This window comes from Cryobacterium luteum, assembly GCF_900110125.1.
GTDB lineage: Bacteria > Actinomycetota > Actinomycetes > Actinomycetales > Microbacteriaceae > Cryobacterium > Cryobacterium luteum.
In genome coordinates this window covers 151,539-177,780 of record NZ_FOCN01000001.1, presented here as the reverse complement: position 1 = coordinate 177,780, position 26,242 = coordinate 151,539, and the positions used below count along the sequence as shown (strand labels likewise).

The 26,242-nt window shown below is 62.8% G+C and carries 23 protein-coding genes; 19 read left to right on the top strand and 4 right to left on the bottom strand.

Translation table 11 applies throughout. The features are described from left to right. Positions 1 to 197: 197 nt before the first annotated feature. The 6 genes from rplJ to BMW72_RS00780 all read left to right on the top strand — a co-directional run bounded on the left by rplJ (position 198) and on the right by BMW72_RS00780 (position 7,006). A complete protein-coding gene (rplJ, locus tag BMW72_RS00805; RefSeq protein ID WP_092106287.1) occupies positions 198 to 713 on the top strand; it encodes a 50S ribosomal protein L10 in 516 nt (171 codons plus the stop codon). A gap of 52 nt (positions 714 to 765) precedes the next feature. Beyond that, entirely contained in the window at positions 766 to 1,149 is a 384-nt protein-coding gene (gene rplL / locus BMW72_RS00800; RefSeq protein ID WP_092106285.1) for a 50S ribosomal protein L7/L12, read from the top strand. A gap of 292 nt (positions 1,150 to 1,441) precedes the next feature. After that, positions 1,442 to 2,761, top strand: a complete 1,320-nt coding sequence (locus tag BMW72_RS00795; RefSeq protein ID WP_092106283.1) for an ABC transporter substrate-binding protein — start codon at positions 1,442 to 1,444, stop codon at positions 2,759 to 2,761. 147 nt (positions 2,762 to 2,908) lie between these two features. Next, positions 2,909 to 4,042 (top strand): carbohydrate ABC transporter permease, encoded by a 1,134-nt coding sequence (locus BMW72_RS00790; protein ID WP_092106281.1) that lies wholly within the window; start codon positions 2,909 to 2,911, stop codon positions 4,040 to 4,042. Beyond that, positions 4,039 to 5,007, top strand: a complete 969-nt coding sequence (locus BMW72_RS00785; protein ID WP_092106279.1) for a carbohydrate ABC transporter permease — start codon at positions 4,039 to 4,041, stop codon at positions 5,005 to 5,007. The genes BMW72_RS00790 and BMW72_RS00785 overlap by 4 nt, the downstream gene beginning before the upstream one ends. 91 nt (positions 5,008 to 5,098) lie before the next feature. Beyond that, the gene (locus tag BMW72_RS00780) at positions 5,099 to 7,006 is read left to right on the top strand and encodes an ABC transporter ATP-binding protein (RefSeq protein ID WP_370448772.1); all 1,908 of its coding nucleotides are present in this window, start codon (positions 5,099 to 5,101) and stop codon (positions 7,004 to 7,006) included. 86 nt (positions 7,007 to 7,092) lie between these two features. On the opposite strand, the gene BMW72_RS00775 is transcribed toward BMW72_RS00780, so the two are convergent. Together BMW72_RS00775 and BMW72_RS00770 are read right to left on the bottom strand one after the other, a co-directional pair. Beyond that, complete coding sequence (locus BMW72_RS00775) at positions 7,093 to 7,797, bottom strand: DUF305 domain-containing protein (RefSeq protein ID WP_134361565.1); 705 nt, start codon at positions 7,795 to 7,797, stop codon at positions 7,093 to 7,095. 11 nt (positions 7,798 to 7,808) lie between these two features. Beyond that, positions 7,809 to 8,489 carry a DUF3105 domain-containing protein gene (locus BMW72_RS00770; protein WP_092106273.1) on the bottom strand — a complete coding sequence of 227 codons (681 nt, stop codon included), beginning with the start codon at positions 8,487 to 8,489 and terminating at the stop codon, positions 7,809 to 7,811. 275 nt (positions 8,490 to 8,764) lie between these two features. Between BMW72_RS00770 and BMW72_RS00765 the strand changes: the two genes are divergently transcribed. Beyond that, positions 8,765 to 10,129: a cystathionine beta-synthase gene (locus BMW72_RS00765; RefSeq protein WP_092106271.1), complete on the top strand. Its 1,365-nt coding sequence runs from the start codon at positions 8,765 to 8,767 to the stop codon at positions 10,127 to 10,129. Positions 10,130 to 10,155: 26 nt separating this feature from the next. Then, on the top strand, positions 10,156 to 11,307 hold the full coding sequence (locus tag BMW72_RS00760; protein WP_092106269.1) for a cystathionine gamma-synthase: 1,152 nt from the start codon (positions 10,156 to 10,158) through the stop codon (positions 11,305 to 11,307). Positions 11,308 to 11,475: 168 nt separating this feature from the next. On the opposite strand, the gene BMW72_RS00755 is transcribed toward BMW72_RS00760, so the two are convergent. Then, a complete protein-coding gene (locus BMW72_RS00755) occupies positions 11,476 to 12,294 on the bottom strand; it encodes a shikimate 5-dehydrogenase (protein ID WP_092106267.1) in 819 nt (272 codons plus the stop codon). A 161-nt stretch (positions 12,295 to 12,455) separates the two neighbouring features. On the opposite strand from BMW72_RS00755, the gene BMW72_RS00750 reads away from it, so the two are divergent. The 9 genes from BMW72_RS00750 to BMW72_RS00710 all read left to right on the top strand — a co-directional run bounded on the left by BMW72_RS00750 (position 12,456) and on the right by BMW72_RS00710 (position 22,597). Next, complete coding sequence (locus tag BMW72_RS00750) at positions 12,456 to 13,502, top strand: LacI family DNA-binding transcriptional regulator (protein WP_092106265.1); 1,047 nt, start codon at positions 12,456 to 12,458, stop codon at positions 13,500 to 13,502. Positions 13,503 to 13,586: 84 nt separating this feature from the next. Continuing rightward, positions 13,587 to 15,137, top strand: coding sequence for a multiple monosaccharide ABC transporter ATP-binding protein (gene mmsA, locus BMW72_RS00745; protein ID WP_092106263.1), 1,551 nt, complete (start codon positions 13,587 to 13,589; stop codon positions 15,135 to 15,137). Beyond that, entirely contained in the window at positions 15,134 to 16,471 is a 1,338-nt protein-coding gene (gene mmsB, locus BMW72_RS00740) for a multiple monosaccharide ABC transporter permease (protein WP_092106261.1), read from the top strand. The genes mmsA and mmsB overlap by 4 nt, the downstream gene beginning before the upstream one ends. Positions 16,472 to 16,551: 80 nt before the next feature. Continuing rightward, positions 16,552 to 17,643 carry a substrate-binding domain-containing protein gene (locus BMW72_RS00735; protein ID WP_092106259.1) on the top strand — a complete coding sequence of 364 codons (1,092 nt, stop codon included), beginning with the start codon at positions 16,552 to 16,554 and terminating at the stop codon, positions 17,641 to 17,643. A 494-nt stretch (positions 17,644 to 18,137) separates the two neighbouring features. Continuing rightward, complete coding sequence (gene nrdH, locus BMW72_RS00730) at positions 18,138 to 18,371, top strand: glutaredoxin-like protein NrdH (RefSeq protein ID WP_035880942.1); 234 nt, start codon at positions 18,138 to 18,140, stop codon at positions 18,369 to 18,371. Between the two features lie 60 nt (positions 18,372 to 18,431). Next, entirely contained in the window at positions 18,432 to 18,836 is a 405-nt protein-coding gene (gene nrdI, locus BMW72_RS00725) for a class Ib ribonucleoside-diphosphate reductase assembly flavoprotein NrdI (RefSeq protein WP_092106257.1), read from the top strand. Positions 18,837 to 18,865: 29 nt separating this feature from the next. Beyond that, on the top strand, positions 18,866 to 20,971 hold the full coding sequence (gene nrdE, locus BMW72_RS00720) for a class 1b ribonucleoside-diphosphate reductase subunit alpha (RefSeq protein ID WP_092106794.1): 2,106 nt from the start codon (positions 18,866 to 18,868) through the stop codon (positions 20,969 to 20,971). A 48-nt stretch (positions 20,972 to 21,019) separates the two neighbouring features. Beyond that, entirely contained in the window at positions 21,020 to 21,994 is a 975-nt protein-coding gene (gene nrdF, locus BMW72_RS00715; RefSeq protein ID WP_092106255.1) for a class 1b ribonucleoside-diphosphate reductase subunit beta, read from the top strand. 87 nt (positions 21,995 to 22,081) lie between these two features. After that, entirely contained in the window at positions 22,082 to 22,597 is a 516-nt protein-coding gene (locus BMW72_RS00710; protein WP_092106253.1) for a bifunctional nuclease family protein, read from the top strand. 35 nt (positions 22,598 to 22,632) lie between these two features. Here BMW72_RS00710 and BMW72_RS00705 read toward each other — a convergent pair whose 3' ends face one another. After that, positions 22,633 to 23,301: a YdeI/OmpD-associated family protein gene (locus BMW72_RS00705; protein WP_092106251.1), complete on the bottom strand. Its 669-nt coding sequence runs from the start codon at positions 23,299 to 23,301 to the stop codon at positions 22,633 to 22,635. Positions 23,302 to 23,407: 106 nt separating this feature from the next. Between BMW72_RS00705 and BMW72_RS00700 the strand changes: the two genes are divergently transcribed. Next, entirely contained in the window at positions 23,408 to 24,787 is a 1,380-nt protein-coding gene (locus BMW72_RS00700) for an FAD-binding oxidoreductase (protein WP_092106249.1), read from the top strand. Continuing rightward, complete coding sequence (locus tag BMW72_RS00695; protein WP_092106247.1) at positions 24,784 to 26,115, top strand: class I SAM-dependent methyltransferase; 1,332 nt, start codon at positions 24,784 to 24,786, stop codon at positions 26,113 to 26,115. Before BMW72_RS00700 ends, BMW72_RS00695 begins: the two co-directional genes overlap by 4 nt. Positions 26,116 to 26,242: the final 127 nt, after the last annotated feature.

The window sequence follows — 26,242 nt, the reverse complement described above, 5'->3', positions numbered from 1 at the left end:
ACAGACCGCCGGTTGCTGCGCTATGTCGAGAGACAGAAGTGCAGACGAAGGTTCATTCACGTGAACGGCCCGCGCAGGTGTTCGAAGTTCAGTTACAGTCTTTTGGATTGTTCCCCAAGCTCCGGCGCCTTGCGCTGGAGCTTTTTTCATGTCTGCGCCCCGGGCTACCCGGCACATGATTATTAATGAGGAGCACCATGGCGAACAAGGAAGCAACGGTCGCCGAGCTTACGGAGAAATTCGAAAGCTCGACCGCCGTTCTGCTCACCGAGTACCGCGGTCTCACTGTTGCGCAGCTCAAGAGCCTGCGCACGTCCATCAGTGAGGACGCCACGTACGCCGTGGTAAAGAACACGCTCACCAAGATTGCGGCCAACAAGGCCGGCATCACCTCGTTCGACGAGGAACTTGTCGGTCCGTCCGCTATCGCCTTCGTACACGGAGACCCCGTCGCCGTCGCGAAGACCCTGCGTGCCTTTACCAAGGCAAACCCTCTCCTGGTGGTAAAGGGCGGTTACTTTGACGGTAACCCGCTCACCGCAGCGGAGGTTGGCAAGCTTGCCGACCTCGAGTCCCGCGAGGTGCTGCTGGCCAAGCTGGCCGGCGCCTTCAAGGCATCGCTGTTCGGAGCCGCTTATCTCTTCCAGGCACCGCTGTCGAAGGCTGTTCGCACCATCGACGCGCTGCGTGAGAAGCAGGAGTCCGCGAACTAGGCACCTGCCCGTTCACGGTTCACGAATTTTTTAGAAACTATAGGAGTACATCATGGCAAAGCTTTCCACTGAAGACCTGCTTGAGCAGTTCAAGGGCCTGACCCTCATCGAGCTCTCCGAGTTCGTCAAGGCGTTCGAGGAGACCTTCGAGGTCACCGCAGCCGCTCCCGTCGCCGCTGCCGGAGCCGCTGGCCCCGCCGCTGCTGCTGAAGAGGTCGAAGAGCAGACCGCGTTCGACGTCATCCTTGACGCCGTCGGCGACAAGAAGATCCAGGTCATCAAGGTTGTGCGCGAGCTCACCAGCCTGGGCCTCGGCGAGGCCAAGGCCGTTGTCGATGGCGCGCCGAAGACCGTCCTCGAGGGCGTTGCCAAGGACGCTGCCGAGAAGGCTAAGGCTTCCCTCGAAGAGGCCGGCGCAACCGTTACCCTCAAGTAATCTGCGCCCCGCAGGGGCTCTGATTGAGGCGTAGCCGACGGGCCTTCGGGCCGGTCAGCGCGCAAGGGGCGTCGTTTCCGTAAGGAGACGGCGCCCCTTTTGTTGTTCAGAGAAGTGACGAATTCGCGATCTTTGTCATCTTGTTACAGTTCCAACCTTGCCAATTGCTAAACCGCATCGTACTTTGTGGTCAAACCGGTTCCGGAGGTTGGTCGAGTCATGCCCTAACTCGAGTGCACCCGGTCCCCGCCGTTACCCACCGATTCGGTACCACTCAATGAGGAGAAACAAGATGCGGCCTTCCCTGCACCGTCGAATTACAGCACCGATTGCCATGGCGGCGATTGCTGGTCTGGCTCTGGCCGGTTGTTCCGGCGGCCCCGGTTCAACAGCCGATGACGCCGGAGCCGAGGGCGACGGTGTCGTCACCGTCTACAGCACCATCGCCGATTTCGAGGCCGAGCAGCTCGAGAAATCGTGGGCTGACTGGGAGAAAGACAACAACATCGACATTCAGTACGAATCGTCGAAGGAGTTCGAATCCCAGATCTCTATTCGTGCCCAGGGCGGCAACCCTCCCGACATCGGCATCTTCCCCCAGCCTGGACTGCTGGCAGACCTGGCCAGCCGTGACTTCATCAAGCCGGCTCCGGCCGCGGTCGAAGCCAACGTCGACGAGTACTGGTCGGAAGACTGGAAGGCTTACGGTACCGTCGACGATGTCTTCTACGGTGCTCCGTTCAAAGCAAACCTCAAGGGCTTCATCTGGTACTCGCCCACCAAGTTCGCGGAATGGGGGGTTGAGGTTCCCGAAACCTGGGACGACCTGCTCGCCCTGACGCAGACCATTCAGGAGACGACCGGAACGGAGCCGTGGTGCGCCGGATTCGGTTCCGGTGATGCCACCGGCTGGCCGGGAACGGACTGGATTGAAGACCTCGTCCTGCGCCAGGCCGGCCCGGACGTCTACGACCAGTGGGTGGCTAACGAGGTTCCGTTCACCGACCCGGCCATCGCGGAAGCCTTTGACTCCGTGGGAGAGATCCTGCTCAACCCGGCCTACGTGAATGCCGGGTTTGGCGACGTGAAATCGATCAACAGCGTCCCGTTCGGTGACGTCGCTGCCCCCATCGTTGACGGCACCTGCGCGCTGACCCACCAGGCATCCTTCTTCGACGGATTCCTCGGCGACGCCGGCGGGAAGGTCGGCCCGGATTCGGACATCTGGGCGTTCATGACCCCGTCGATCGAAGCCGGTGGCCAGGCAGTCACGGGCGGTGGCGAGATCGTCGGTGCCTTCACCGATGACGCCGACACCCAAGCCGTTCAGGAATACCTTTCCACCCCGGAATGGGCGAACAGCCTCGTCTCGATCGGCGGCGGCATCAGCGCCAACAATGGGGTCGACCCTGACCTCGTTGACAGCCCGATCCTTGCTGAATCGATCAGGATCCTGCAGGACCCCGACACCACGTTCCGCTTCGACGCCTCCGACCTGATGCCGGGTGCGGTGGGAGCGGGAACGTTCTTCAAGGGGATCGTCAGTTGGGTCAACGGTACCCCCACCTCCGAGGTGCTCTCGAGCATCGAGGCAGGCTGGCCGTCGAGCTAGTTCCTCCAGTACCTCACGCATGACCGGTGTGCCGCCCGCCTTCGAAGTCGGGCGGCACACCTCGCACTGCAGGTGTACGTTATCGATACGTTTTCACCGGTTCGCGCACGATCTCCAGGGTCCATTGTCGTACTCGAAGGGTTTCAGATGTCCGCCTTCTTCTCGTGGCTAGCGCAGCTTCCCCCGCTGGCGCAGGTTCCCATCATCATCGTGGCCTTCGGCATCGTCATCGCCGCCATTCTGTTCTTCGTCGAGATCGCCCCCCGTTCCGGCACCATCTACACCGTCATTCGTCTGGCTGTCTGTGTGCTCGCACCGGTGGTTCTCCTCCTTGTCGGCAACTCCTACACCTGGGCCATCATCGCTGCCGGTGTTCTCGGTCTCGGCTTTTTCTACATCGACTATCGCGGCCGTAAGGGAGCGGGGTATCTATTCCAGCTCGTCGGGTTTCTTGCCCCGGCCATCCTGCTGCTCACCATTGGCCTGGTCATTCCGACCATTCAAACGACGGTGCAAGCCTTCATGAGCGCTCGCGGTGATCGGTTCGTCGGGCTGGAGAACTTCGTGTGGGTGTTCACCCAGCCCGATAACGTGCGCATCATCATCAACACGATCATCTGGGTGCTCATCGTTCCAGTTGTGTCCACCATCGCCGGACTGGCCTATGCCGTGTTCATCGACAAGAGCCGCGGCGAGAAGTATTTCAAGACCCTGGTCTTCCTGCCGGTAGCCATCTCGTTCGTCGGTGCGTCGATCATCTGGCGTTTCGTATATACGGCTCGTCCGGCAGAACAGGAGCAGATCGGGCTCCTGAACCAGCTCGTGGTCTGGTTCGGCGGGCAGCCGGTGGACTTCATCTCCGAGTCCCCATGGAATACCTTCTTCCTCATCGTCGTACTTATCTGGGCGCAAACCGGTTTCGCGATGGTTGTTCTTTCCGCGGCCATCAAAGGTGTGCCGGTCGAGCAAATGGAAGCTGCGGAACTCGACGGGACCAATGCCTGGCAGAGATTCAGGAACGTCACGGTTCCCGGCATCCGCAGCGCCCTGATCGTCGTACTCACGACGATCTCGATCGTCTCGCTCAAGGTCTTCGACATCGTTCGCACCATGACCGGTGGCGCGAATGACACCAGCGTCGTCGCCAATGAAATGTATACCCAGTTCAAGAACTTCGAGCTGGGCCGATCGGCTGCATTCGCAGTGATCCTGTTCGTGCTGGTGGTGCCGATAGTCGTCTATAACGCCCGCCAGATCAAGAAGCAGAGGGAAATCCGATGACGGTCACACCTGAAAAAATGTCCGTTGACGCAGGCAGAAAAAGGCAACAGCGCCGAGGAGAAGGCCGCGCCGAGAATTCGGTCGCCAAGAACGCCAAGCGGCGACTCACCAGTCGCGGCGCGACCATTGCGGCATTGGTCATCGCGGTGTTCTGGACCCTGCCCACTTTGGGTCTGTTCATCTCCTCGTTCCGGCCCGCCCAGGAGGTGCGCACCACCGGGTGGTGGACCATCTTCCAGAACCCCGGCTTCACCCTCGACAACTACACCACGGCCCTTGGTGCGGGAAACAGCCAGCTCGATCTGGCTGGTTCCTTCATCAACTCGATCGCAATCACGCTCCCGGCAACCGTGATACCGCTGATGATCGCGAGCATGGCCGCCTACGCGTTCGCCTGGATCGACTTTCGCGGCAAGGACATTTTGTTCATCAGCGTGTTCGCGCTTCAGATCGTGCCGATCCAGATGGCCCTCGTGCCGCTGCTGTTGTTTTTCTCGCAGGGCGAGTTCTTCGGATTTCCCTCGGTCGAGCCGCTCGCGGCGGGCGGCTACGCGCAGGTGTGGATCGCCCACTCCATGTTCGGCCTGCCGCTGGCCATCTACCTGCTGCACAACTTTGTCTCGGAGATTCCGGCCGATGTCATCGAGGCGGCTCGAGTCGATGGCGCTGGCCACGCGCAGATCTTCTTCCGGATCGTGTTGCCACTGAACATGCCGGCCATCGCGTCGATCGCCATCTTCCAGTTCATCTGGGTGTGGAACGACCTGCTCGTTGCCCTGATCTTTGCGGACGGCAGGGTCGCGCCCATGACGAAGCTGCTCGCGGAACTCTCGGGAGCTCGCGGGCAGGACTGGTACCTGCTCACGGCGGCTGCGTTCCTCTCCATCATCGTTCCGGTGATCGTGTTCCTCTCCCTGCAGCGATACTTCGTGCGTGGCCTGCTGGCCGGCGCCACCAAGGGGTAGATACCGGTTCTGCGCGCAAACGGATGCCCGTGGCCGGCCCGGCCACGGGCATCCGTTCTGGTGGGTCGGCGGTGACGTTTAGAGTAAATGCATGAGTGGAATGCACGGCGCCCCTGGGCATGGCCCGCGGCAGCAGGCTGGGGTCGAGCGTCCCCGCAAGCGGGTTAGTGGAGCGGATGCTGCAGCGCAGCGCGCCGAGAACGCGCTCGCCCCGCGCATCCCGCATCTGCTGGCTCGGATCGGCGCACTGTTCGCTCCGCACCGCAGCACGCTCAGCATCACCGTCGTGCTCGTTCTGATCAGCGCAGCCCTCTCAGTGGTGCCGCCGCTGCTCACCCAGCGGGCCTTTGACGACGGTCTTTTCCCGCCAGGAGGCACCCCCAACCTTTCGGTGCTGGGGGTACTGGTAGCGATGATGCTCGGTGTCTTTCTGGTGAATGCCCTGCTCGGTGTCTGGCAGACCTGGCTCACGGCCACCGTCGGAAACAAGGTGATGGGTGCCCTGCGGGTGCGACTGTTCACCCACCTGCAGGCGATGGAGCTGAGTTTTTTCACCAAGACCAAGACCGGCGTGATTCAGTCGCGACTGCAGAACGACGTCGGCGGCGTCGCGACCGTGCTGACCAACACCATCTCGAGCATTCTGGGCAACACGGTCACGGTGATCGCGGCGTTCGTGGCGATGCTGCTGCTGAGCTGGCAACTGACCATCGTCGCGGTGGTGCTGATGCCGATCCTGGTGTTTGCGCAACGCCGGGTGGGGCAGGTTCGGGCACGCATCGCCGGTAAAACCCAGGAATCGCTGTCGGACATGACGGCGATCACCCAGGAGACCCTGAGCGTGTCCGGCATCCTGCTCTCGAAGAGCTTCACCCGGCAGCAGAACGAGATCGATCGGTACGCGCAGGAAAACCGCAACCAGGTGCGGCTGCAGGTCAGCCAGCAGATGAGCGGCCAGTGGTTCTTTGCCACGGTCAGCGTGTTCCTGTCCGCGATCCCGGCGATCGTGTACCTCGTGGCCGGGGCGCTCATGTTCAACGGCACGACGGATGTCACGCCCGGCACGATCGTGGCGTTCACGACCGTGCAGGCGCGGCTGATCTTTCCGCTGCTCGGCCTCATGCGCGTTGCGCTCGACCTGCAGACCTCCTCGGCGTTGTTTGCGCGCATCTTCGAGTACCTCGACCTGAAGCCGGCGATCAGCGACAAGCCCGACGCGGCCCAGGTGCCGTCGGCCGGTGGTGATCGCGGTCGGGTCGAGTTCGACCACGTGCGTTTCAGTTATCCGGATGCCGGCGGTGACGCCCGCCCCACCCTCGCCGACGTGTCGCTCACTATCGAACCGGGTCAATTTGCCGCGTTCGTCGGCCCGTCGGGCGCCGGCAAGACCACCGTGTCGTACCTGATCCCGCGCTTTTACGAGGCCTCGGCCGGTCGGGTGTTGTTCTCCGGCGTCGACGTGCGTGACCTGCAGCAGGAATCGCTCGTGTCGCATATCGGCATCGTGAGCCAGGAGACCTACCTGTTCCACGCGACGATCGCCGAGAACCTGCGCTACGCCAAGCCAGAGGCGACGGATGCAGAACTGGTCACGGCCGCGCGCGCCGCCAACATTCACGACACTATCGACTCGTTCCCCGACAAGTACGACACGATGGTAGGGGAGCGCGGTTACCGGCTGTCCGGCGGTGAGAAGCAGCGCATCGCCATCGCCCGGGTGCTGCTGAAAGACCCGCCGGTGCTCATTCTCGACGAGGCAACGAGCGCGCTCGACTCCATCTCGGAGAGTGTGGTGCAGGCCGCGCTTGATACGGCGAGCCACGGTCGCACCACCATCGCCATCGCCCACCGCCTGTCGACCATCGTCGACGCCGATGTGATCTTCGTCGTCGACGCCGGCCGTATCGTCGAGCGCGGCACTCACGCTGAACTGCTCTCCCGTGGCGCCGTCTACGCGAGCCTCTACGCCCGCCAGATCACGTCCAGTCCTGTGCTCTAACTTGCCGGGCCCGGGCCCGGAAACTGGGCCGAGGGTAGATCATGGTCCCGGTTCCCGAAGCTGGGCCCGCGACGTCTGGTGGCGGGCTACGAGCGTGCAGCGAGCATGTCAGTCATCAAGTCAATCTCGGATTTCTGGCTCAGCACCACCGACGTCGCAAAGCTTTGCACGGTCGCGTTCGTGCTGCGGTCCAGCACGGCCTCGGCCATTTCGATCGCGCCTCGGTGGTGGGCGATCATGATGACGAGAAACTGCCGTTCAGCTTCCACACCGGATGCCGCGGTGAGCGCCGCGATCTGCGCCGTGGTCGCGAGTCCGGGCATTGGTTCCCCGGCGATGTGGGCTGCGCCGGAGTCGGTCGTGTGCGACGCATTGTGCTCCGCGCCGGCAAGTGTCGGCCGGGTCATCCAGGTCATGGACGGTTCCGGAGCGAACTGCGGCAGGCCCCAGACGGCGAGCCACCCCGACATCTGCCCGCTCTGCTTGGCCTGTGTCGTCGCAATGTCGTAGGCGAGCAGCCGAACGGGCCCGTCCTGGGTGAGATCGCGCACGATCAGGGCCAGTTCGACACCCTGGTTGTGGTGCTCCTGCATGTCCCGGGTGAAGCCTGCCTCAGCACTGCTCGTGTCGGGGGTGGCGTCGACGATGGTACTGAGCCGTCCCGCCGAAAAAGCCACGGCACCGACGAAAAGCGCCGTGACGATCACCGAGACGACGATGGTGCGCAGAACCGGGCGGCGGGCATGCGGCCGGTGGGCATCCACTGTGGGTTGCGCGTTGTCAGAAGTCACTGGTGTGCGTTCTAGGAGACCTTGCCGGGCGCGTCGATCGCGCCCGAGCAGGAGGCGCCGTCTTCGGGCACGTTGGTGCTCTTCCAGAACTCAGTGAAGAATTCGGCGATGCGCGGGTCGTCGGCGTTATCGACCTGCAGCTGGGCGTTCCAGCCGCTCAGCACGATCGGTGCGGGAATACCCTCGAACGGCGAGAGGATGACGTAGCTCGACGGAAGCTGGGCCTTGAGAGTCTCCAACTCGGCATCGGCGATCGAGGGATCGTAGGTGACCCAGACGGCCCCGTGCTCGAGCGAGTGCACGGCGTTCTCATTGGGAACGGCCTGCATATAGACACCGCAGTTGAGCCAGGCCGGGTTGTGCTCGCCGCCGGCGGGCGGCGTCTGCTCATATGTCACGGCCGTCTCAACGTGGCCGGCCGCGTTGGAGAAGGTCTCGGTGCCGTCGACCGTTGATGCGTCACCGGCACCACCGCCGGCATAATTCGCAGCCTTCGGGGTCAGCACGAACGCTGTCACCACGAGGGCGATGATCGCTATAATGGCCACCGCACCACCGATGATGCCGATCAGCCGGTTTCGCTTACCGCGCTTCTGTAGGCGGTGATATTCCTCCAGCTTTTTCGCGCGCTTCGCGGCGCGTTCTTCTTTGATTGACGCTTTATTCACGGGGGAGCCGGGCTGGGGGGTCACGTGGGCCTCTCTGTTGGATCTACACCTATTCGAACGTATCAGTCGAGCCTGTAGCTTCCCTCGATGGCGCCCTCACAGTTATTTCTCAGGCTGGTCGCCGACTCTCCCCGCCCGATAGAGTGGAATGGTGCCCGTTCATTTGTCGTGTTGCTGCTGTCGCTAGCCGACCCTTCACGTTCGTAACCGGCCGCCGACAAGCCAGAGTGTAGCTTGCCCGGTGTGTCATCCGAGGCCGTGTCCGCCTGATGGCGTGCGGCTCGATAGAAGGAATTTCCATGAAGATCGCAAACACCATCCTTGACCTCATCGGGGACACCCCGCTGGTCAAACTCCATAAGGTCACCGCAGGAGTTCGCGCCACCGTGCTCGTGAAGCTCGAATACCTTAATCCGGGCGGCTCGGCGAAGGACCGCATCGCGGTGCGCATCATCGACGCTGCTGAGCGCGACGGGCAGTTGTTGCCGGGCGGCACGATCGTCGAGCCCACCTCGGGCAACACCGGGGTCGGCCTGGCCCTGGTGGCCCAACAGCGCGGATACAAGTGCGTGTTCGTGCTGCCCGACAAGGTGGGCGAAGACAAGAGGAACGTGCTCACGGCCTACGGTGCCGAAATCGTCGTGACGCCGACCTCGGTCGCCCCGGAGGACCCCGAGTCGTATTACAGCGTCTCGGACCGGCTGGCCCGTGACATTCCCGGCGCCTTCAAGCCCAACCAGTACTTCAACCCGAACGGGCCGCTCAGCCACTATGAGACGACCGGCCCCGAAATCTGGCGCGACACCGACGGCACCGTCACCCATTTCGTCGCGGGCGTCGGCACCGGCGGCACCATCACCGGCACCGGTCGATATCTGCGTGAGGTTTCCAACGACACCGTGCAAATTATTGGCGCCGACCCGGAAGGTTCGGTCTACTCCGGGGGAACCGGCCGCCCCTACCTCGTGGAGGGCGTGGGCGAGGATTTCTGGCCGGGCGCCTACGACCCCACGGTCGTGCACGAGGTCATCGCCGTCTCTGACGCCGACTCCTTCGCGATGACCCGCCGCCTCGCACTCGAGGAGGGTATCCTCGTGGGCGGCTCGAGCGGAATGGCCGTCGTCGCCGCCCTGCGCGCGGCCGAAAAGCTCGGCCCCGATGACACAATCGTGGTGCTTTTGCCCGACGGCGGTCGCGGCTATCTCGGCAAAATCTTCAACGACGGGTGGATGCGCAGCTACGGTTTCAGCAACGCCCCGGCCGGCCACACGGTCGCCAACCTGCTGGAATCGAAGATGGGCACCCTGCCAGCCCTGGTCTACGTGCACCCGAGCGACACGGTGCACGATGCAATCGAGACCATGACCAGCAAGGGCGTGTCACAGCTGCTGGTGTTGAGCGCCAAACCGCCCGTCGTAATGGGCGAGGTACTCGGCGCCGTGGATGAGCGCGCCCTGATGGGCCTGGTCTTCTCCGGCGACGCCAAGCTCACCGACCGGGTCGGCTCCATCGTCGGCGACGCGCTGCCGCTGATCGGCGTCAACGAACCCGTGGCTGCCGCGCGCGCCGCCTTCGCCGAACACGACGCCCTGCTCGTGACCGACGGCGGGAAGCCGCTCGGCGTGATCACCCGGCACGACCTGCTCAGCTACCTGAGCGTTTAATCATCATTTTCAACGAAGGAGCACCCATGGCCAACAGCCAGAAGTTCGACACGATCGCCATCCACGCCGGCCAGGCCTTCGACCCGACCACCGGCGCCGTCATCCCGCCGATCTACCAGACCTCCACCTACGTGCAGGACGGCATCGGCAACCTGCGCGGCGGCTATGAGTACAGTCGTGGCGGCAATCCCACCCGCACCGTGCTCGAGACCCTGCTCGCCGCGCTCGAGGGCGGCAAGCACGGCCTGGCGTTCGCGAGCGGACTCGCCGCGGAAGACACCATCCTGCGCGCCATGCTCAAGCCGGGAGACCATGTTGTGCTCGGTAACGATGTCTACGGCGGAACCCACCGCCTCATCAATACCGTGCACGCCGCCTGGGGCGTGCTCAACACCACGGTCGAGATGAGCGACCTCGCGGCGGTCGAAGCAGCGATCCGCCCGGAAACGAAGATCCTCTGGGTCGAGACGCCGAGCAACCCGCTCATGAAGATCAGCGACATCGCGGCGCTCGCCCAAATTGCGCACCGGCACGGCGTGGTCGCGATCGTCGACAACACCTTTGCGTCACCGGCGCTGCAGCATCCGCTTGAATTCGGCGCCGACGTTGTCGTGCACTCGACCACCAAGTACCTCGGCGGCCACTCCGACGTGCTCGGCGGGGCGCTCATCATCAACGACGACGAGCTGCACGAGAAAGCCCAGTTTCTGCAGTTCGCGGCCGGGCCGGTGTCGGCGCCACTCGACTCCTGGCTCACCGTGCGCGGCATCAAGACGCTCTCGGTGCGCATGGACCGTCACTGCAGCAACGCCCAGGCGATCGCCGAGTTCCTCGACGATCACCCCGCCATCGAGCAGGTCTACTACCCGGGTCTGCCCGCACACCCCGGCCACGAACTGGCGAAGAAGCAGATGTCCGGCTTCGGTGGCATGATCTCCATCGCGTTCGCTGGTGGCGCGGCCGCTGCGCGCCTGTTCGCCGAGTCGATGCAGCTGTTCCAGCTGGCGGAGTCGCTCGGTGGGGTCGAGTCGCTCGTGAACTACCCCTCCGAGATGACGCACGCCTCGGTGCGCGGCACAGAGCTTGAGGTTCCCGACAACATCGTGCGCCTGTCGGTCGGTATCGAAGACGTCGCCGACCTCATCGCCGACCTGGAGAGCGCGCTGCCCCGCGCCTGACCCGGCCTGCTCGTGGGACGGGGCCCGGGCCCCGTCCAACTTGCGGATCGGATGGGGAGTTGGACCATATTTCGGGGTACTGCGGTGCCGGGCCCACCTTCGGGAACTGGGCCCACGATTGATCATGGGCCCGGTTTCCGGGCCCGGGCCCGGAAAATGGAACACGGGTCAGGGGAGCCGGGAGAAGGCGGAGGCGCGGCGCACCTGGTCGGGGGTGGGACGGATGCCCGTGTACAGAAAGAACTGCTCCTCAGCCTGCAGGGCCACCACCTCAGCCCCCGTGATGACCGGTTTGGCGAGCGACCGCGCCGCCATAATGAGCGGTGTCTCGGCGGGCGAGGCGACGACGTCGAAGACCACGCACGCCGCCTCGATCGCCGCAGCCGGGAACGACGCATGGTCGGCCTCAGCGCCGCCAGCCATGCCGACCGGAGTGACATTGACGATCAGCTCGGCGGTGAGGTCTGCCACCTCGGATGCCCAGTCGTAGCCGTAGAGCGCGGCCAGGGCCCGGCCGGTGGCCTCATTGCGTGCCACGATCGTGCCGCGGGCGAACCCGGCGTCGTGCAGAGCTGCGGCAACGGCCTTCGCCATGCCGCCGCTGCCGCGTACGATGACCGAGTACCCGCGCGGTACCTCGTGTTCGGTCAGCAGGCGCTGCACGGCAGAATAGTCAGTGTTGTAGGCGGTCAGGTGGCCGTTGTCGTTCACGATCGTGTTGACCGAGTCAATGGCCGACGCCGATGCATCCAGGTCATCGACAAGCGCGATGACGTCTTCCTTGTAAGGCATCGACACCGCACACCCACGGATGCCCAACCCGCGCACGCCCGCAATGGCATCGGCCAGATTGGTCGGGGCGAACGCTTTGTAGATGTAGTTCAGGTCCAACTCCTCATAGAGATAATTGTGAAACCGGGTGCCCAGATTGCTCGGTCGGGCCGACAGCGAAATGCACAGGGTCATATCTTTGTTCAGAATGGGCATGCGTACAGTGTGACCTGTTCCGTCGGTTTCGTCGCGCCCCGTCGGTGCCGCGCGCCGGACCGATCGGTGTGCGAAAAACTAGGTCCGCGGGAAAACGGGCCGGGGAGCATAATGGACCTGCGCTCACAATTGTGACCGTGCACATGCGAGCAAGGTTGTCCATGTCGGCAGATCTTCCTAAAGATCGCGCGCCCAGCATCCGTGATGTTGCGCGCCTCGCCGGGGTATCGCACCAGACAGTGTCGCGCGTGCTCAACGACCACCCCAGCATTCGTGAGACCACGAAGGCCCGCATCCTGCAGGCGATGGAGGAGCTGCAATACCGCCCGAACCAGGCAGCCAGGGCGCTGTCGAAGGGGCGCTCCCGCACGATCGGTGTTCTCACCGCGTCGAGCGCCCAGTATGGCCCGGCCCGCAGCGTCGCGGCCATCGAGGACGCCGCCCGGCGGCAGGGATACTTCGTTGATACCGCCAACCTGGGCGTGGCCGACCCGGCGGCGATCGAGGATGCCCTGGAGCATCTTCTCGACCAGGCGGTCGAGGGTCTCGTCATCATAGCGCCGCAGGAACGGGTGTTTGATGTGCTCGAGCGTCTGGACATCGCTGTTCCTTACGTCAGCCTGCAATCCACGGGAAAACATGACCTGCGGGCGCTCGCGGCAGACCAGATTCTGGGTGCCAGGATGGCCACCCGCCACCTCATCGAACTGGGTCACCGGGAGATTGTTCACCTGGCTGGCCCGCAGGACTGGAACGAGGCGGAAGCGCGCATGCGTGGCTTCCTGCTCGAGATTGACGACGCCGACCTGATAACCAATCCGCCGATTCTGGGGGACTGGACCGCCGACTTCGGCTATTTCGCGGGTCAGGAGCTGCTTCGATCTCGGGATTTCTCGGCGGTGTTCGCGGCCAACGACGAGATGGCGTTGGGCCTGCTGCACGCTTTGCACGACGCCAGGCTCAAGGTTCCGGGCGACGTGAGCGTAGTGGGATTCGATGATGTGCCGGTGGCCAGCCACAGCTGGCCGCCACTCACCACGGTGCATCAGGATTTTGACGGGATCGGCCGTCTCGCTTTTGCGACGCTGCTGCGCGAGATGGGAACGGGCACGGAACTGCCGACGGCCCCCATCGCTCCGCGGTTGGTCGTGCGCGGATCGACCGGACCGGTGCCGGTTTCCCGGCTGCCGTTACTTAAGCGTTATTAACGGCCCTTGACACGGCTGGGCGCAAAGGCCAGCATTGACTTCGATGTGAACGGTCACAATGACCGCTGACGGAGGAGTAAACCAATGGCGGTTGAGCACGTGATCCTGGAGATGCGTTCCATCACCAAGGAGTTTCCCGGCGTGAAAGCGCTCTCCAATGTGTCGCTCACCGTTATGGCCGGAGAGATCCACGCGATCTGCGGCGAGAACGGCGCTGGCAAGTCCACGCTCATGAAGGTGCTCTCCGGGGTCTACCCATACGGTTCGTATTCGGGTGACATCATCTTTCAGGGCACTGAGATGCGGTTCAAGGACATTCGGTCGAGCGAAGCCGCTGGAATTGCCATCATCCATCAGGAACTGGCCCTCATTCCCGAACTCTCAATCACCGAGAACATTTTTCTTGGCAATGAACCCACCAAGTGGGGCGCTATCGACTGGGTCGGTGCCAAGCGAACCGCTTACGAGCTCCTCGCTCGGGTCGGCCTTCGCGACGATCCAGACACCCTGATCAAGAACATCGGCGTCGGCAAGCAGCAGCTCGTTGAAATCGCCAAAGCCCTCAACAAATCGGTGAAGGTGCTTATTCTCGACGAGCCGACCGCCGCGCTCAACGAGGCCGACTCCCAGCACTTGCTCGACTTGATTCGGGGGCTCAAGGGCAAGGGCATCAGCTCGATCATGATCTCGCACAAGCTCAACGAGATCGAGCAGATCGCGGACTCCATCACCATTATTCGCGACGGCCGGGCGATCGAGACTCTCGATATCGCCGCCGACGGCGTCAATGAAGACCGCATCATTCGCGGCATGGTCGGCCGCAGCCTGGAGAGCCGGTTTCCCGACCGCACACCGAAAATCGGGGAGGTGTTCTTCGAGGTTCGGGACTGGACCGTGCAACACCCTCAGGTGTCCGAGCGGATGGTCGTCAAAGGGTCCAACCTGACCGTGCGCACCGGCGAGATCGTCGGAATCGCCGGTCTGATGGGTGCGGGCCGCACCGAGCTCGCCATGAGCATCTTCGGCCGATCGTACGGCAACTTCATCTCCGGCCACATCTTCAAGGACGGCAAAGAGATCGAACTGCGCAACGTAGGGGAGGCCATCGAGCATGGTCTCGCCTACGTGAGTGAAGACCGCAAAGCGCTGGGGCTCAATCTGCTCGACGACATCAAGCGCTCCATCGTCTCGGCCAAGCTCTCAAAAATCTCCGCCGGCCCCGTCGTGAACGACGCCAAGGAATACTCCATCGCCGAGGAATACCGCAAAAACCTGCGCATCAAGACGCCCAACGTCGACATGGGCGTGAGCAAACTGTCCGGCGGCAACCAGCAAAAGGTCGTGCTGGCCAAGTGGATGTTCACTGATCCCGACATCCTCATTTTGGATGAACCCACCCGGGGCATCGATGTCGGGGCAAAATACGAGATCTACGGCATCATCCAGGCCCTCGCCGCCCAGGGCAAGGGTGTGATCCTGATCTCGTCGGAGCTGCCCGAGCTGCTCGGCTTGGCCGACCGCATCTACACGATCTTCGAGGGCACCATCACCGACTGCATTGACGGTGCCGATGCCGACCCGGAATCCCTGATGAAAAGCATGACCTCTGCCAAGAAGAAGGTGCGCAGCATATGAGCAGCAACACAGCCCCGATCGACACGAAAAAAGACGAAGGTCGCAAGCCGATCTTCGGCCGCGGCAAGGGTAACCTGCGTCAATTCGGAATCCTCTTCAGCCTGATCGCCATCATCCTGCTGTTCCAGTTTCTGACCGACGGCCTCACCCTCTCGTCAGGCAACCTGATCAACCTCGTCAGTCAGTACTCCTACATCCTCATTCTCGCCATCGGCATGGTCATGGTTATCATCGCCGGCCACATCGACCTGTCGGTCGGTTCGGTCGCGGCTTTCTCCGGCATCGTGGTGGCAATCTCCATGTCGGACTGGAACTTTCCGTGGCCCCTCGCCATACTTTTCGGCCTCTTCGTTGGAGCGCTGATCGGAGCCTGGCAGGGATTCTGGGTGGCCTACATCGGTGTTCCCGCCTTCATCGTGACGCTCGCCGGCATGCTGATCTTTCGTGGCGGTAACCAGTTGATCGGTAACGCCGATACCGTTCCGGTTCCGGACGGCTTCACTCTGATCGGTGCGGGCTACCTTCCCGAAGTGGGCCCGATCACCGGCTTCAACAACCTCACGCTCGTGCTCGGTTTTCTGATCGCCATCGCGATTGCCGTGCGCGAGTGGCGGGCTCGCAAAGTGCAGAAGACGATGCACTCCGAGATATCCCCACTGTGGGGCAGCGTGCTCAAGGTGGGACTACTCGTTGCCGTCGTCATTTATGCAACCTTCCTCTTCGCCGGTGGCCGCGTCGGCACGAGTTTTCCAGTGTCGGGAATCATCCTCGGCGTGCTGGTGCTGTTCTACAGTTTCGTCACCCGCAACACCATCGTCGGCCGTCATGTCTACGCTGTGGGTGGCAACAAGCTCGCCGCGGAACTCTCCGGCGTCAACTCCCGCAGGGTCAACTTTCTCGTCATGATGAACATGTCGATCCTGTCGAGCCTGGCGGGCATGATCTTCGTGGCTCGCGCCGGGGCATCCGGCCCGCAGGACGGTCTCAGCTGGGAACTCGACGCCATCGCGGCGGTCTTCATCGGCGGCGCGGCGGTCTCGGGCGGCATCGGCACCGTGATCGGCTCCATTGTCGGTGGCCTGGTCATGGCCGTTCTGAACAACGGGCTGCAACTGCTCGGCGTGGGTTCCGACCTGGTGCAGATCATCAAGGGCCTCGTGCTTCTCGTGGCCGTCGGCGTAGACGTCTGGAACAAGAGTCAGGGACGACCGTCGATCATCGGCTTGCTCACCCGCAACCGCAAGTTGTCGGACCCGCCGCAACCTCCGCCTGCGGTGCTTCCGGATGCCGGCACGCCGGCCTCAGCGCGGCCAGCGGACAACGCTTCGAATTGAACGCCAGCGTTCCTCGAAAGTCACCGGTCCGACGTTTTTCCCACTCCAGTTCCTTTAACCCAAAACAGAAAGTGATTGACATGCGAAAAATTCTCACCGTCACAGCGGTCGCCGCGGTAGCGCTCATGGCGCTCTCCGGCTGCTCAAGCCGAGCACCCGAAACGGCCGGTGGTGGCAGTGCCGCAGCCGGGTTTGCCGAAGATTCCGTCATCGGTGTTGCGCTTCCCTCAAAGACGAGCGAGAACTGGGTGCTGGCCGGCGGACTCTTCGAGGACGGCCTCGCCGAGGCTGGCTTCGAGGGTGACGTGCAGTACGCCGGGGCATCGACCACGGTCAAGGACCAGCAGGACCAGATCTCCGCGATGGTCACCAACGGGGCCAAGGTCATCATCGTGGGCGCCCAGGACGGCGGACAGCTTGGCACGCAGGTCAAGGATGCCCATGACGCTGGTGCCATCGTTATCGCCTACGACCGCCTCATCCTCAACACCGACGACGTCGACTACTACGTAGCGTTCGACAACTTCAAGGTGGGCGAACTGCAGGGGCAGGCACTCCTCGACGGACTTGCCGCGGTGAAGCCCGAGGGGCCGTACAACATTGAGCTGTTCTCGGGTAACTCCGCCGACGCCAATGCGCCGGTGTTCTTCAACGGTGCGATGAGCGTTCTGCAGCCGAAGATCGATGACGGAACCCTCGTCGTCGCCTCCGGTCAGACCGACATCAAGCAGACCGCGACGGCCGATTGGAAGGCCGAGAATGCCCAGAGCCGCATGGACTCGCTGCTCACGAGCACCTACGGCGACCAGGAACTCGACGGCGTGCTCTCGCCCAACGACACCCTGGCCCGCGCCATCATCACCTCGGTGAAGGCAGCCGGCAAGCCCATTCCGGTCGTCACGGGTCAGGACTCCGAAGTGGAGTCGGTCAAGTCGATCATGGCGGGGGAGCAGTACTCCACCATTAACAAGGACACCCGTCTTCTCGTTGCGCAGGCCATTGACATGGTCAAGGCGCTGCAGACCGGCGGTACTCCCGAGACCAACGACGACACCTACGACAACGGCAACAAGATCGTGCCGGCGTACCTGATCCCCCCGGTCATCGTGACCAAGGAGAATGCGGCTGAGGCCTACGCCAACGACCCGAACCTGGAGCCGCTGACCAAGTAGAGCGTCGGCATCCGCTTCGCGCGCACGCCCTGACGGGCCGGTCATCACTTCGGTGGGGCCGGCCCGTTTTCGCGCGTCTGGCCGGCTTCGCCGTCAACCAGCGGATGCCCGCAAGCGATCGGCTGCGACACGCCGACCGCGATTCCACAGGCAAAATAATGTCGAGAACCATGCCTGTGGATAACCGGCTGAAGTTCCGCGGAATCAGGGCGCTTCCGCGGCCGGGAACTGTGAGCAACATGTGGAATGTCGGTGGATAACTACATAATTGTAATTACTGCATGTAGTGGCTATTGAGCCGGAAGATCACTAGATGTAGTATTGAAACTCTAGTCAGGCACTACGGCCAGACAGTAAACTTGCTCACTTTGCACGATGGTATGCACCGTGATCACCAGCGATTTCTTGCCGGTGATCACCGAGTTTCATCGAACATACTTGCGAAGTATGTCGAACAGATTTAGACTGAACAGCCAAGCAGAAAGGCCATAACCATGGCAATCACCGTTTACACGAAGCCCTCCTGCGTGCAGTGCACGGCCACCTACCGCGCCCTCGACAACAAGGGCATCGAGTACGAGGTACTCGACCTCTCGGTCGACGAGAATGCCCTGGAGGCCGTGAAAGCCCTTGGTTACCTGCAGGCGCCTGTCGTGATCACCGACGAAGAGCACTGGTCGGGCTTTCGCCCCGACAAGATCAACGCCCTCGCCGCTCGCCTCGCGTAGTCACCATCAACGCGCAACACCCCGCACCACTCTGCCGCCCGACCAGAATCGCCACCCTAGATGACTGACATTGTGTACTTCTCGAGCACCTCGGGCAATACGCGTCGGTTCGTCGAGAAGCTCGGTCGGCCGGCAGCGCGCATTCCTCTGCACGCACGCGAAGAGCCGCTCGTCGCCCAGGAACCCTTCGTGCTCTGCGTACCCACCTACGGTGGCGGCAGCGTGGGCGGGGCGGTGCCCAAGCAGGTCATCAAATTTTTGAACAACGAGACCAATCGTTCGTTGATTCGCGGCGTTATCGGCGCCGGCAACATGAACTTCGGTACGGCCTACTGCCTGGCCGGCGACATCATTGCCGCCAAGTGCAAGGTGCCCCACCTCTATCGCTTTGAAGTATTTGGAACACCGGATGATGTACGCATCGTTCACGACGGATTGGAAGAATTTTGGAAACAACAGCCGTGAAGATCACACCCATCGACGCGCCCTCTGGCATGGATTACCACTCGCTCAACGCGATGCTCAACCTGTACGGCCCGAACGGGGAGATCCAGTTCGACAAGGACCGCGAGGCGGCCCGCGAGTTCTTTTTGCAGCATGTCAACCAGAACACGGTGTTCTTTCACTCGCTGCGCGAGCGCCTCGACTACCTGGTCGAGAAGGAATACTACGAGCAGGCCGTGCTCGACCAGTACTCGTTCGAGTTCATCACGCGCCTGAACGACCTGGCCTACTCCAAGAAGTTCCGCTTTCAGAGTTTTCTCGGTGCGTTCAAGTACTACACCTCGTACACGCTCAAGACCTTCGATGGTAAGCGCTACCTCGAACGTTTCGAAGACCGCGTCGTGATGACCGCGCTCGGTCTCGCCTCCGGCGATGAGAAGCTCGCCGTCGCCCTGGTCGAGGAGATCATTGCCGGCCGTTTTCAGCCCGCAACCCCCACCTTTTTGAACTCCGGCAAGGCCCAGCGCGGCGAGCTCGTCTCGTGCTTTTTGCTGCGCATCGAAGACAACATGGAGTCGATCTCCCGCGGCATCAACTCCTCGCTGCAGCTCTCCAAGCGCGGCGGCGGCGTGGCCCTGCTGCTCAGCAACATTCGTGAGGCCGGCGCGCCGATCAAGCAGATCGAGAACCAGTCGAGCGGCATCATCCCCGTCATGAAGCTGCTCGAAGACTCCTTCAGCTACGCCAACCAGCTCGGTGCCCGCCAGGGCGCCGGCGCGGTGTACCTGCACGCGCACCACCCCGACATCATGCGGTTTCTCGACACCAAGCGTGAGAACGCCGACGAGAAGATTCGCATCAAGACCCTCTCTCTGGGTGTCGTCATTCCCGACATCACCTTTGAGCTGGCCAAGAACGACGAGTGGATGTACCTCTTCTCGCCCTACGACGTGGAGCGCGTCTACGGCGTGCCCTTCGCCGACATCTCGGTGACCGAGAAGTACCACGAGATGGTCGACAACCCCCGCATCAAGAAGTCGAAGATGAAGGCGCGTGAGTTCTTCCAGACGCTCGCCGAGATTCAGTTCGAGTCGGGCTACCCGTACATCATGTTTGAAGACACGGTGAACAAGGCCAACCCCATCGAGGGCCGCATCAACATGTCGAACCTGTGCTCCGAGATTTTGCAGGTGAACACCCCGACCACGTACAACGAAGACCTTTCGTACAACGAGATCGGCAAGGACATCTCCTGCAACCTGGGGTCGATGAACATTGCGCTCGCGATGGATTCCGGCGACCTCGGCCGCACCGTGGACGCCGCCATTCGCGGTCTCAACGCGGTGTCGGAACAGAGCCACATCAGCTCGGTTCGTTCCATCGAAGACGGCAATGACCGCTCGCACGCCATCGGCCTCGGCCAGATGAACCTGCACGGCTACCTCGCCCGCGAGCGCGTCTACTACGGCAGCGAAGAGAGCATCGACTTCACCAACATCTACTTCTACACGGTGTTATTCCACGCCCTGCGCGCCTCGAACGCCATCGCCATTGAACGCGGCCGCACCTTCGAGGGCTTCGAAAACTCCACCTACGCCTCGGGCGCATTCTTCGACAAGTACACCGACCAGGTCTGGGAGCCCACGACCGCCCGCGGTGCCGAACTCTTCACGCAGGCCGGGGTGTCGATTCCGACGCAGGCCGACTGGGCCGAGCTGAAGGCATCCGTTGTGAAGCACGGCATCTACAACCAGAACCTGCAGGCCGTGCCGCCGACCGGGTCGATCTCGTACATCAACAACTCGACCGCGTCGATTCACCCGATCGCTGCGAAGATCGAGATTCGCAAGGAAGGCAAGTTGGGCCGCGTGTACTACCCGGCGCCGTTCATGACGAACGACAACCTGGACTACTACCAGGATGCCTACGAGATCGGTTCCGAGAAGGTCATCGACGTGTACGCCGCGGCGACGCAGCACGTGGACCAGGGGCTGTCGCTCACCCTGTTCTTCAAGGACACCGCGACGACCCGCGACATCAACCGCGCCCAGATCTACGCCTGGAAAAAGGGCATCAAGACCATTTACTACATTCGCCTGCGTCAGATGGCCCTCGCTGGCACGGAGGTGGACAACTGCGTCTCGTGCATGTTGTGAGTTTGCTGATTGTTTTCTGCATAAATCTTGAACGAAGGAACACCTCCAATGATTGACAAGCTCAAGCTGGTGTCGCACGTTGACGCGATCAACTGGAACCGGATCGAAGACGAGAAAGACGTCGAGGTCTGGAACCGACTGACCAACAACTTCTGGCTGCCGGAGAAGATTCCGCTCAGCAACGACATCCAGTCGTGGAACCAGCTCACACCGGTCGAGCAGCAGCTCACCCTGCGCGTGTTCACCGGGTTGACTCTGCTCGACACGATTCAGGGCACGGTCGGTGCCGTGTCGCTGATTCCCGATGCCATCACCCCGCACGAAGAGGCCGTCTACACGAACATCGCGTTCATGGAATCGGTGCACGCCAAGAGCTACTCGTCGATCTTCTCGACCCTGAGCAACACCAAGGACATCGACGAAGCTTTTCGCTGGTCGACCGAGAACGTGAACCTGCAGAAAAAAGCCTCCATCGTCATGGATTACTACCAGGGTGACGACCCGCTCAAGCGCAAGGTCGCCTCGGTTCTGCTGGAGTCGTTTTTGTTCTACTCGGGTTTCTACCTGCCCATGTATTTCTCCAGCCGGGCGCGCCTGACCAACACGGCCGACCTCATCCGTTTGATCATTCGTGATGAAGCCGTGCACGGCTACTACATCGGTTACAAGTTTCAGAAGGGTCTCGAGAAGTCCACGCAGGAGCGTCGCGACGAGATCAAGGACTACGCCTTCAACCTCGTCTTCGAGCTGTACGAGAACGAGGTGCAGTACACCCAAGACCTGTACGACGAGGTCGGCCTGACCGAAGACGTCAAGATGTTTCTGCACTACAACGCCAACAAGGCGCTGATGAACCTCGGCTATGAGGCCATCTTCCCGAAGGATGTCTGCGACGTGAACCCGGCGATTCTTTCCGCGCTCTCACCGAACGGCGACGAGAATCACGACTTTTTCAGCGGCTCGGGCTCGTCGTACGTGATCGGCAAAGCTGTAGTCACCGAGGACGACGACTGGGACTTCTAAGTATCTAAGTTTGTCGCTGCCAAGGCCCCTGACCGGTGAGCGGACGTACGATGGCGGTGTTCTGCACAATGATTCGAGAGGGTCGCCATGGTAGAGGTACGCGTTCTCGGGGTTGCAATCGACAGTGAGAGCCAGCACATCATCCTGCTGAAACCGATCGGGGAGCCGCAGGCCGTTGGAACCGTTCTGGCGATTGTGGTCGGGGAACAGGAAGCGACTTCCACGCTGATCGCCCTCAGCGGTGAGGCGCCGCCACGACCGTTATCGCACGATCTGATGAAGACGCTGATCGACACCGTTGATGCCCACCTCGAGCGAGTCGACGTCACCCGCATCGACGAAGGAATCTTCTACGCCGAAATCACTCTCGGCACTGCGGCCGGCCCATTCGTGCTCGATGCTCGGCCCTCGGATTCCGTCGCACTCGCTCTGCGCGCCGGAGCGCCGATCTTCGTCGCCGACGACGTGTTGCAGGCCGAGGGTATTCCCGCCGCGCTGGTTGAATCTGGCGGCAACGTGGAGGAGACCCCTGACCGGGAGCAATCGCTCGACGAATTCAAAGATTTTCTGGAGCACGTCGACCCGGAAGATTTTCAAAGCTGATGCTGACCGCGAGCGCCCGGGCCCGACGTTCGGATCTATTGGCCGGATGCCGCCGCTCGCGCCGCGTCGGCGGCGCGCTGCGCCCACTTGGGCACTTCGCCATAGCGCTGGAAGGGAACCAGCCGACCGGCTGCGCTGTCATCGATGAGCTGAGCCAGCCGTCGTTCGCGGGTGGCGTCCTGCTTGGCAGTGAGCGCCCAGTGGGTGACCTGTCGGCGGTAGGTCACTGTTGCTGCCTCCCAGAACGCGGATGCAGCGGGGTTCGCCGCCAGTCGTTCCGCTGCCGCAGGAGGCAGCTCCCGGTCGGGATTCTCGTGGGAATACACCCCCGATCTGTCTGCACGCCGCCGCTCGAACGCGGCAATGCCGGCCTCGCGCATGCGCCCCTCAGCGGTGAGCTTCTCCACCAACGCAATGTTGACGCTTGACCAGATGCTCGCGGGCTTACGCGGAGTCCACCGTTGGCGCCGTGCCGTGTCATCGATGCGCTGGGCCACGGAATCGATCCAGCCGAAGCACAAGGCTTCGGGCACGGCCTGCTCCCAACTGAGCCCGCGGTCGGGCACGTGCTTCTTGTAGAGGCCCATCCAGAGTTCCGTTGCGGTGGCATGATTCGCCTCGAGCCAGTTGCGGAACTCTCCGGGCGTGGCGAAGAAGACCGCCGGGCGCTCTGGTGTGCCGCCGGGCGTACCTATCGTGGACATGCCCCGAGTCTGCCAGACGGCACCGGATTGAGGCCCCCGTAATCGGCACGATTGAGGTGGTACCGAGCACTGGTGCGATTGCCCAGACCGGGACTAACGTGAGGGCGTGCCCGCTGCTGTGCTCAACGCCCGGAGCGCTCACGCCGCCGGCGTGCAGCGCCTTCTGGCAAGCTATCGCGCCGTGCCGGTGACGGCCCCGATTCGGCTGGCCAAGCGCACCTCGAATCTGTTCCGAACCCGAACGAACACCCGCGTTCCAGGCCTCGACACGTCGGGGCTGACCAACGTCATCTCTATTGACGCGGCGGCCCGGACGGCCGACGTGGCCGGCATGTGCACCTACGAGAATCTCGTCGCCGAGACGCTGCGCTACGGATTGGCGCCGCTGGTGGTGCCGCAACTGAAGACCATCACCCTCGGCGGCGCGGTCACCGGCCTTGGCCTTGAGTCGACGTCGTTCCGCAACGGTCTGCCGCACGAGTCGGTACTGGAGATGGACATTCTCACCGGCGCCGGAGACGTGCTCACCGCGTCGCCGACCGGGAATTCCGAGCTGTTTCGCGCCTTCCCCAACTGCTACGGCACGCTCGGCTACACGGTGCGTCTGAGAATCGAACTCGAACCCGTCGAGCGGTTCGTGGCGCTCACCCACGTGCGATTCCACTCGCTCGACGACCTGGTCGCGGCGATGGACGGCATCCTGATGACCGGCAGCCTCGACGGGGTTGCCGTCGACTATCTTGACGGCGTCGTGTTCGGCGCCGACGAAAGCTACCTCTGCCTGGGCCGGAAGACCAGCGATCCCGGCCCGGTCAGCGACTACTCGGGCCAGCAGATCTACTACCGTTCCCTGAGGCACGAGCGGGGCGTGACAACCGATCGCCTCACCATCCACGACTACCTGTGGCGCTGGGACACCGACTGGTTCTGGTGCTCTCAAGCGTTCGGCGCGCAGCATCCGCTTGTTCGCCGGATCTGGCCTCGAACGCTTCGGCGCAGCAGCACGTACGGCAAGCTGATGCGCATCGAACAGCGGTTTCATCTCGGCGATCGCATTGAACAACTCCACCGCAGGCCGCCCCGCGAGCGAGTCGTCCAAGACGTTGAGATACCGATCGAACGGTGCGCGGAGTTTCTCGGCTGGTTTCTGAACAACGTGCCGATCGAGCCGATCTGGCTGTGCCCGCTGCGTTTGCGGGGCGAGGAACGCTGGCCGCTCTACCCGATCCGGCCCAAGCAAGGCTACGTCAACGTCGGGTTCTGGTCGACAGTGCCGGTCGGGAGCATCGAGGGGGAGACCAACCGACTGATCGAACACAAAGTCGGCGAACTCGACGGGCGCAAATCGCTCTATTCCGACTCCTACTACTCCCGCGAGGAGTTCGACGAACTCTACGGCGGCGATAGCTACCGGGCCGCGAAGAAACGCTACGACCCCGATTCCCGGCTCCTCGACCTCTATTCCAAGGCGGTGCAACGACGATGACGACGTTCAAGGATCGTGCCACGAAGGCGACAACAGCGACGGATGCCCCGGCCGGTAAATTCACCCTCGCTCAGGTGTTGGAGATTCTTGCCGGCGGTCGCCTCCCGGTGCGATTCACCGCCTACGACGGAAGCACGGCCGGACCGCCTGGTGCACCGTTCGGGCTGGACCTGCTGACCCCGCGCGGCACGACCTACCTTGCCACGAGCCGCGGCGACCTCGGACTGGCCCGCGCCTATATTTCCGGCGACCTCGACCTGCACGGGGTTCACCCCGGTGATCCCTACGAACTGCTCAAGGCGCTCGCCGACAGCCTGGAGTTCACCCGCCCGCCGGCGCGAACGATGCTGGACATTGTGCGCTCCATCGGTGTGCGGCAGCTGCGCCCGATCGCGCCGCCGCCGGAGGAAGCAGGGCCGCGCTGGCACCGCGTCGCCGGAGGGCTGCGACACAGCAAGACCCGTGACGCCGAAGCGATCCATCACCATTACGACGTCTCGAACCGGTTTTACGAGTGGGTGCTCGGGCCGTCGATGACGTACACCTGCGCCTGCTACCCACGCGGCGACGTCTCCCTCGACGATGCCCAGGAAAACAAATACCGCCTCGTCTTCGAGAAGCTGCACCTGGCGGCGGGCGACCGGCTGCTCGACGTCGGGTGCGGTTGGGGCGGCATGGTGCGCTACGCCGCTCGCCGCGGCGTGCGGGCCACCGGCGTGACGCTGTCGAGCGAGCAGGCCGCCTGGGCCCAGCGCTCGATCGCTGCGGAGGGCCTGAACGATCTGGCGGAGGTGCGCTTCGGCGACTACCGCGACATCACCGAAACCGGGTTTGACGCGGTGTCGTCCATTGGGCTGCTCGAGCACATCGGCGTTCGCAACTATGCGGCGTACTTTCGTTTTCTGCAATCCCGATTGCGGCCCGGCGGCTTATTGCTCAATCACTGCATCACCCGGCCGGAGAATCGAACTGAACCGTCTACCCGCGGGTTCATCGATCGCTACGTCTTTCCCGACGGCGAGCTCACCGGTTCGGGCCGGATCATCAGCGAAGCGCAGGATGCCGGCTGGGAAGTGCTGCACGAAGAGAACCTGCGTCACCACTACGCGCTGACGCTGCGCGACTGGGGCGCCAACCTCGTCGAGCATTGGGACGAGGCGGTCGCCGAGGTCGGGCTTGCCACCGCGAAGGTGTGGGGGTTGTACATGGCGGGCTCGCGGCTCGGGTTCGAGAGCAACGGGATCCAGCTGCACCAGGTGCTGCTGGCCAGGCCAGACGAGCGGAGCGGTGGGGGCGGGCATCCGCTGCGGCCGTGGTGGACGCCCTAGCCCTCGTTCGGCGAAGACGGGCCAGAGAAGCGGATGCGCACGGGCAGGCCTGTACGATGGAGACTCGTTGACTAGTCCGCGAATGGGGGTCAGGGCGGCTCGTTGGATTCTTCGCTGCCAACGACCG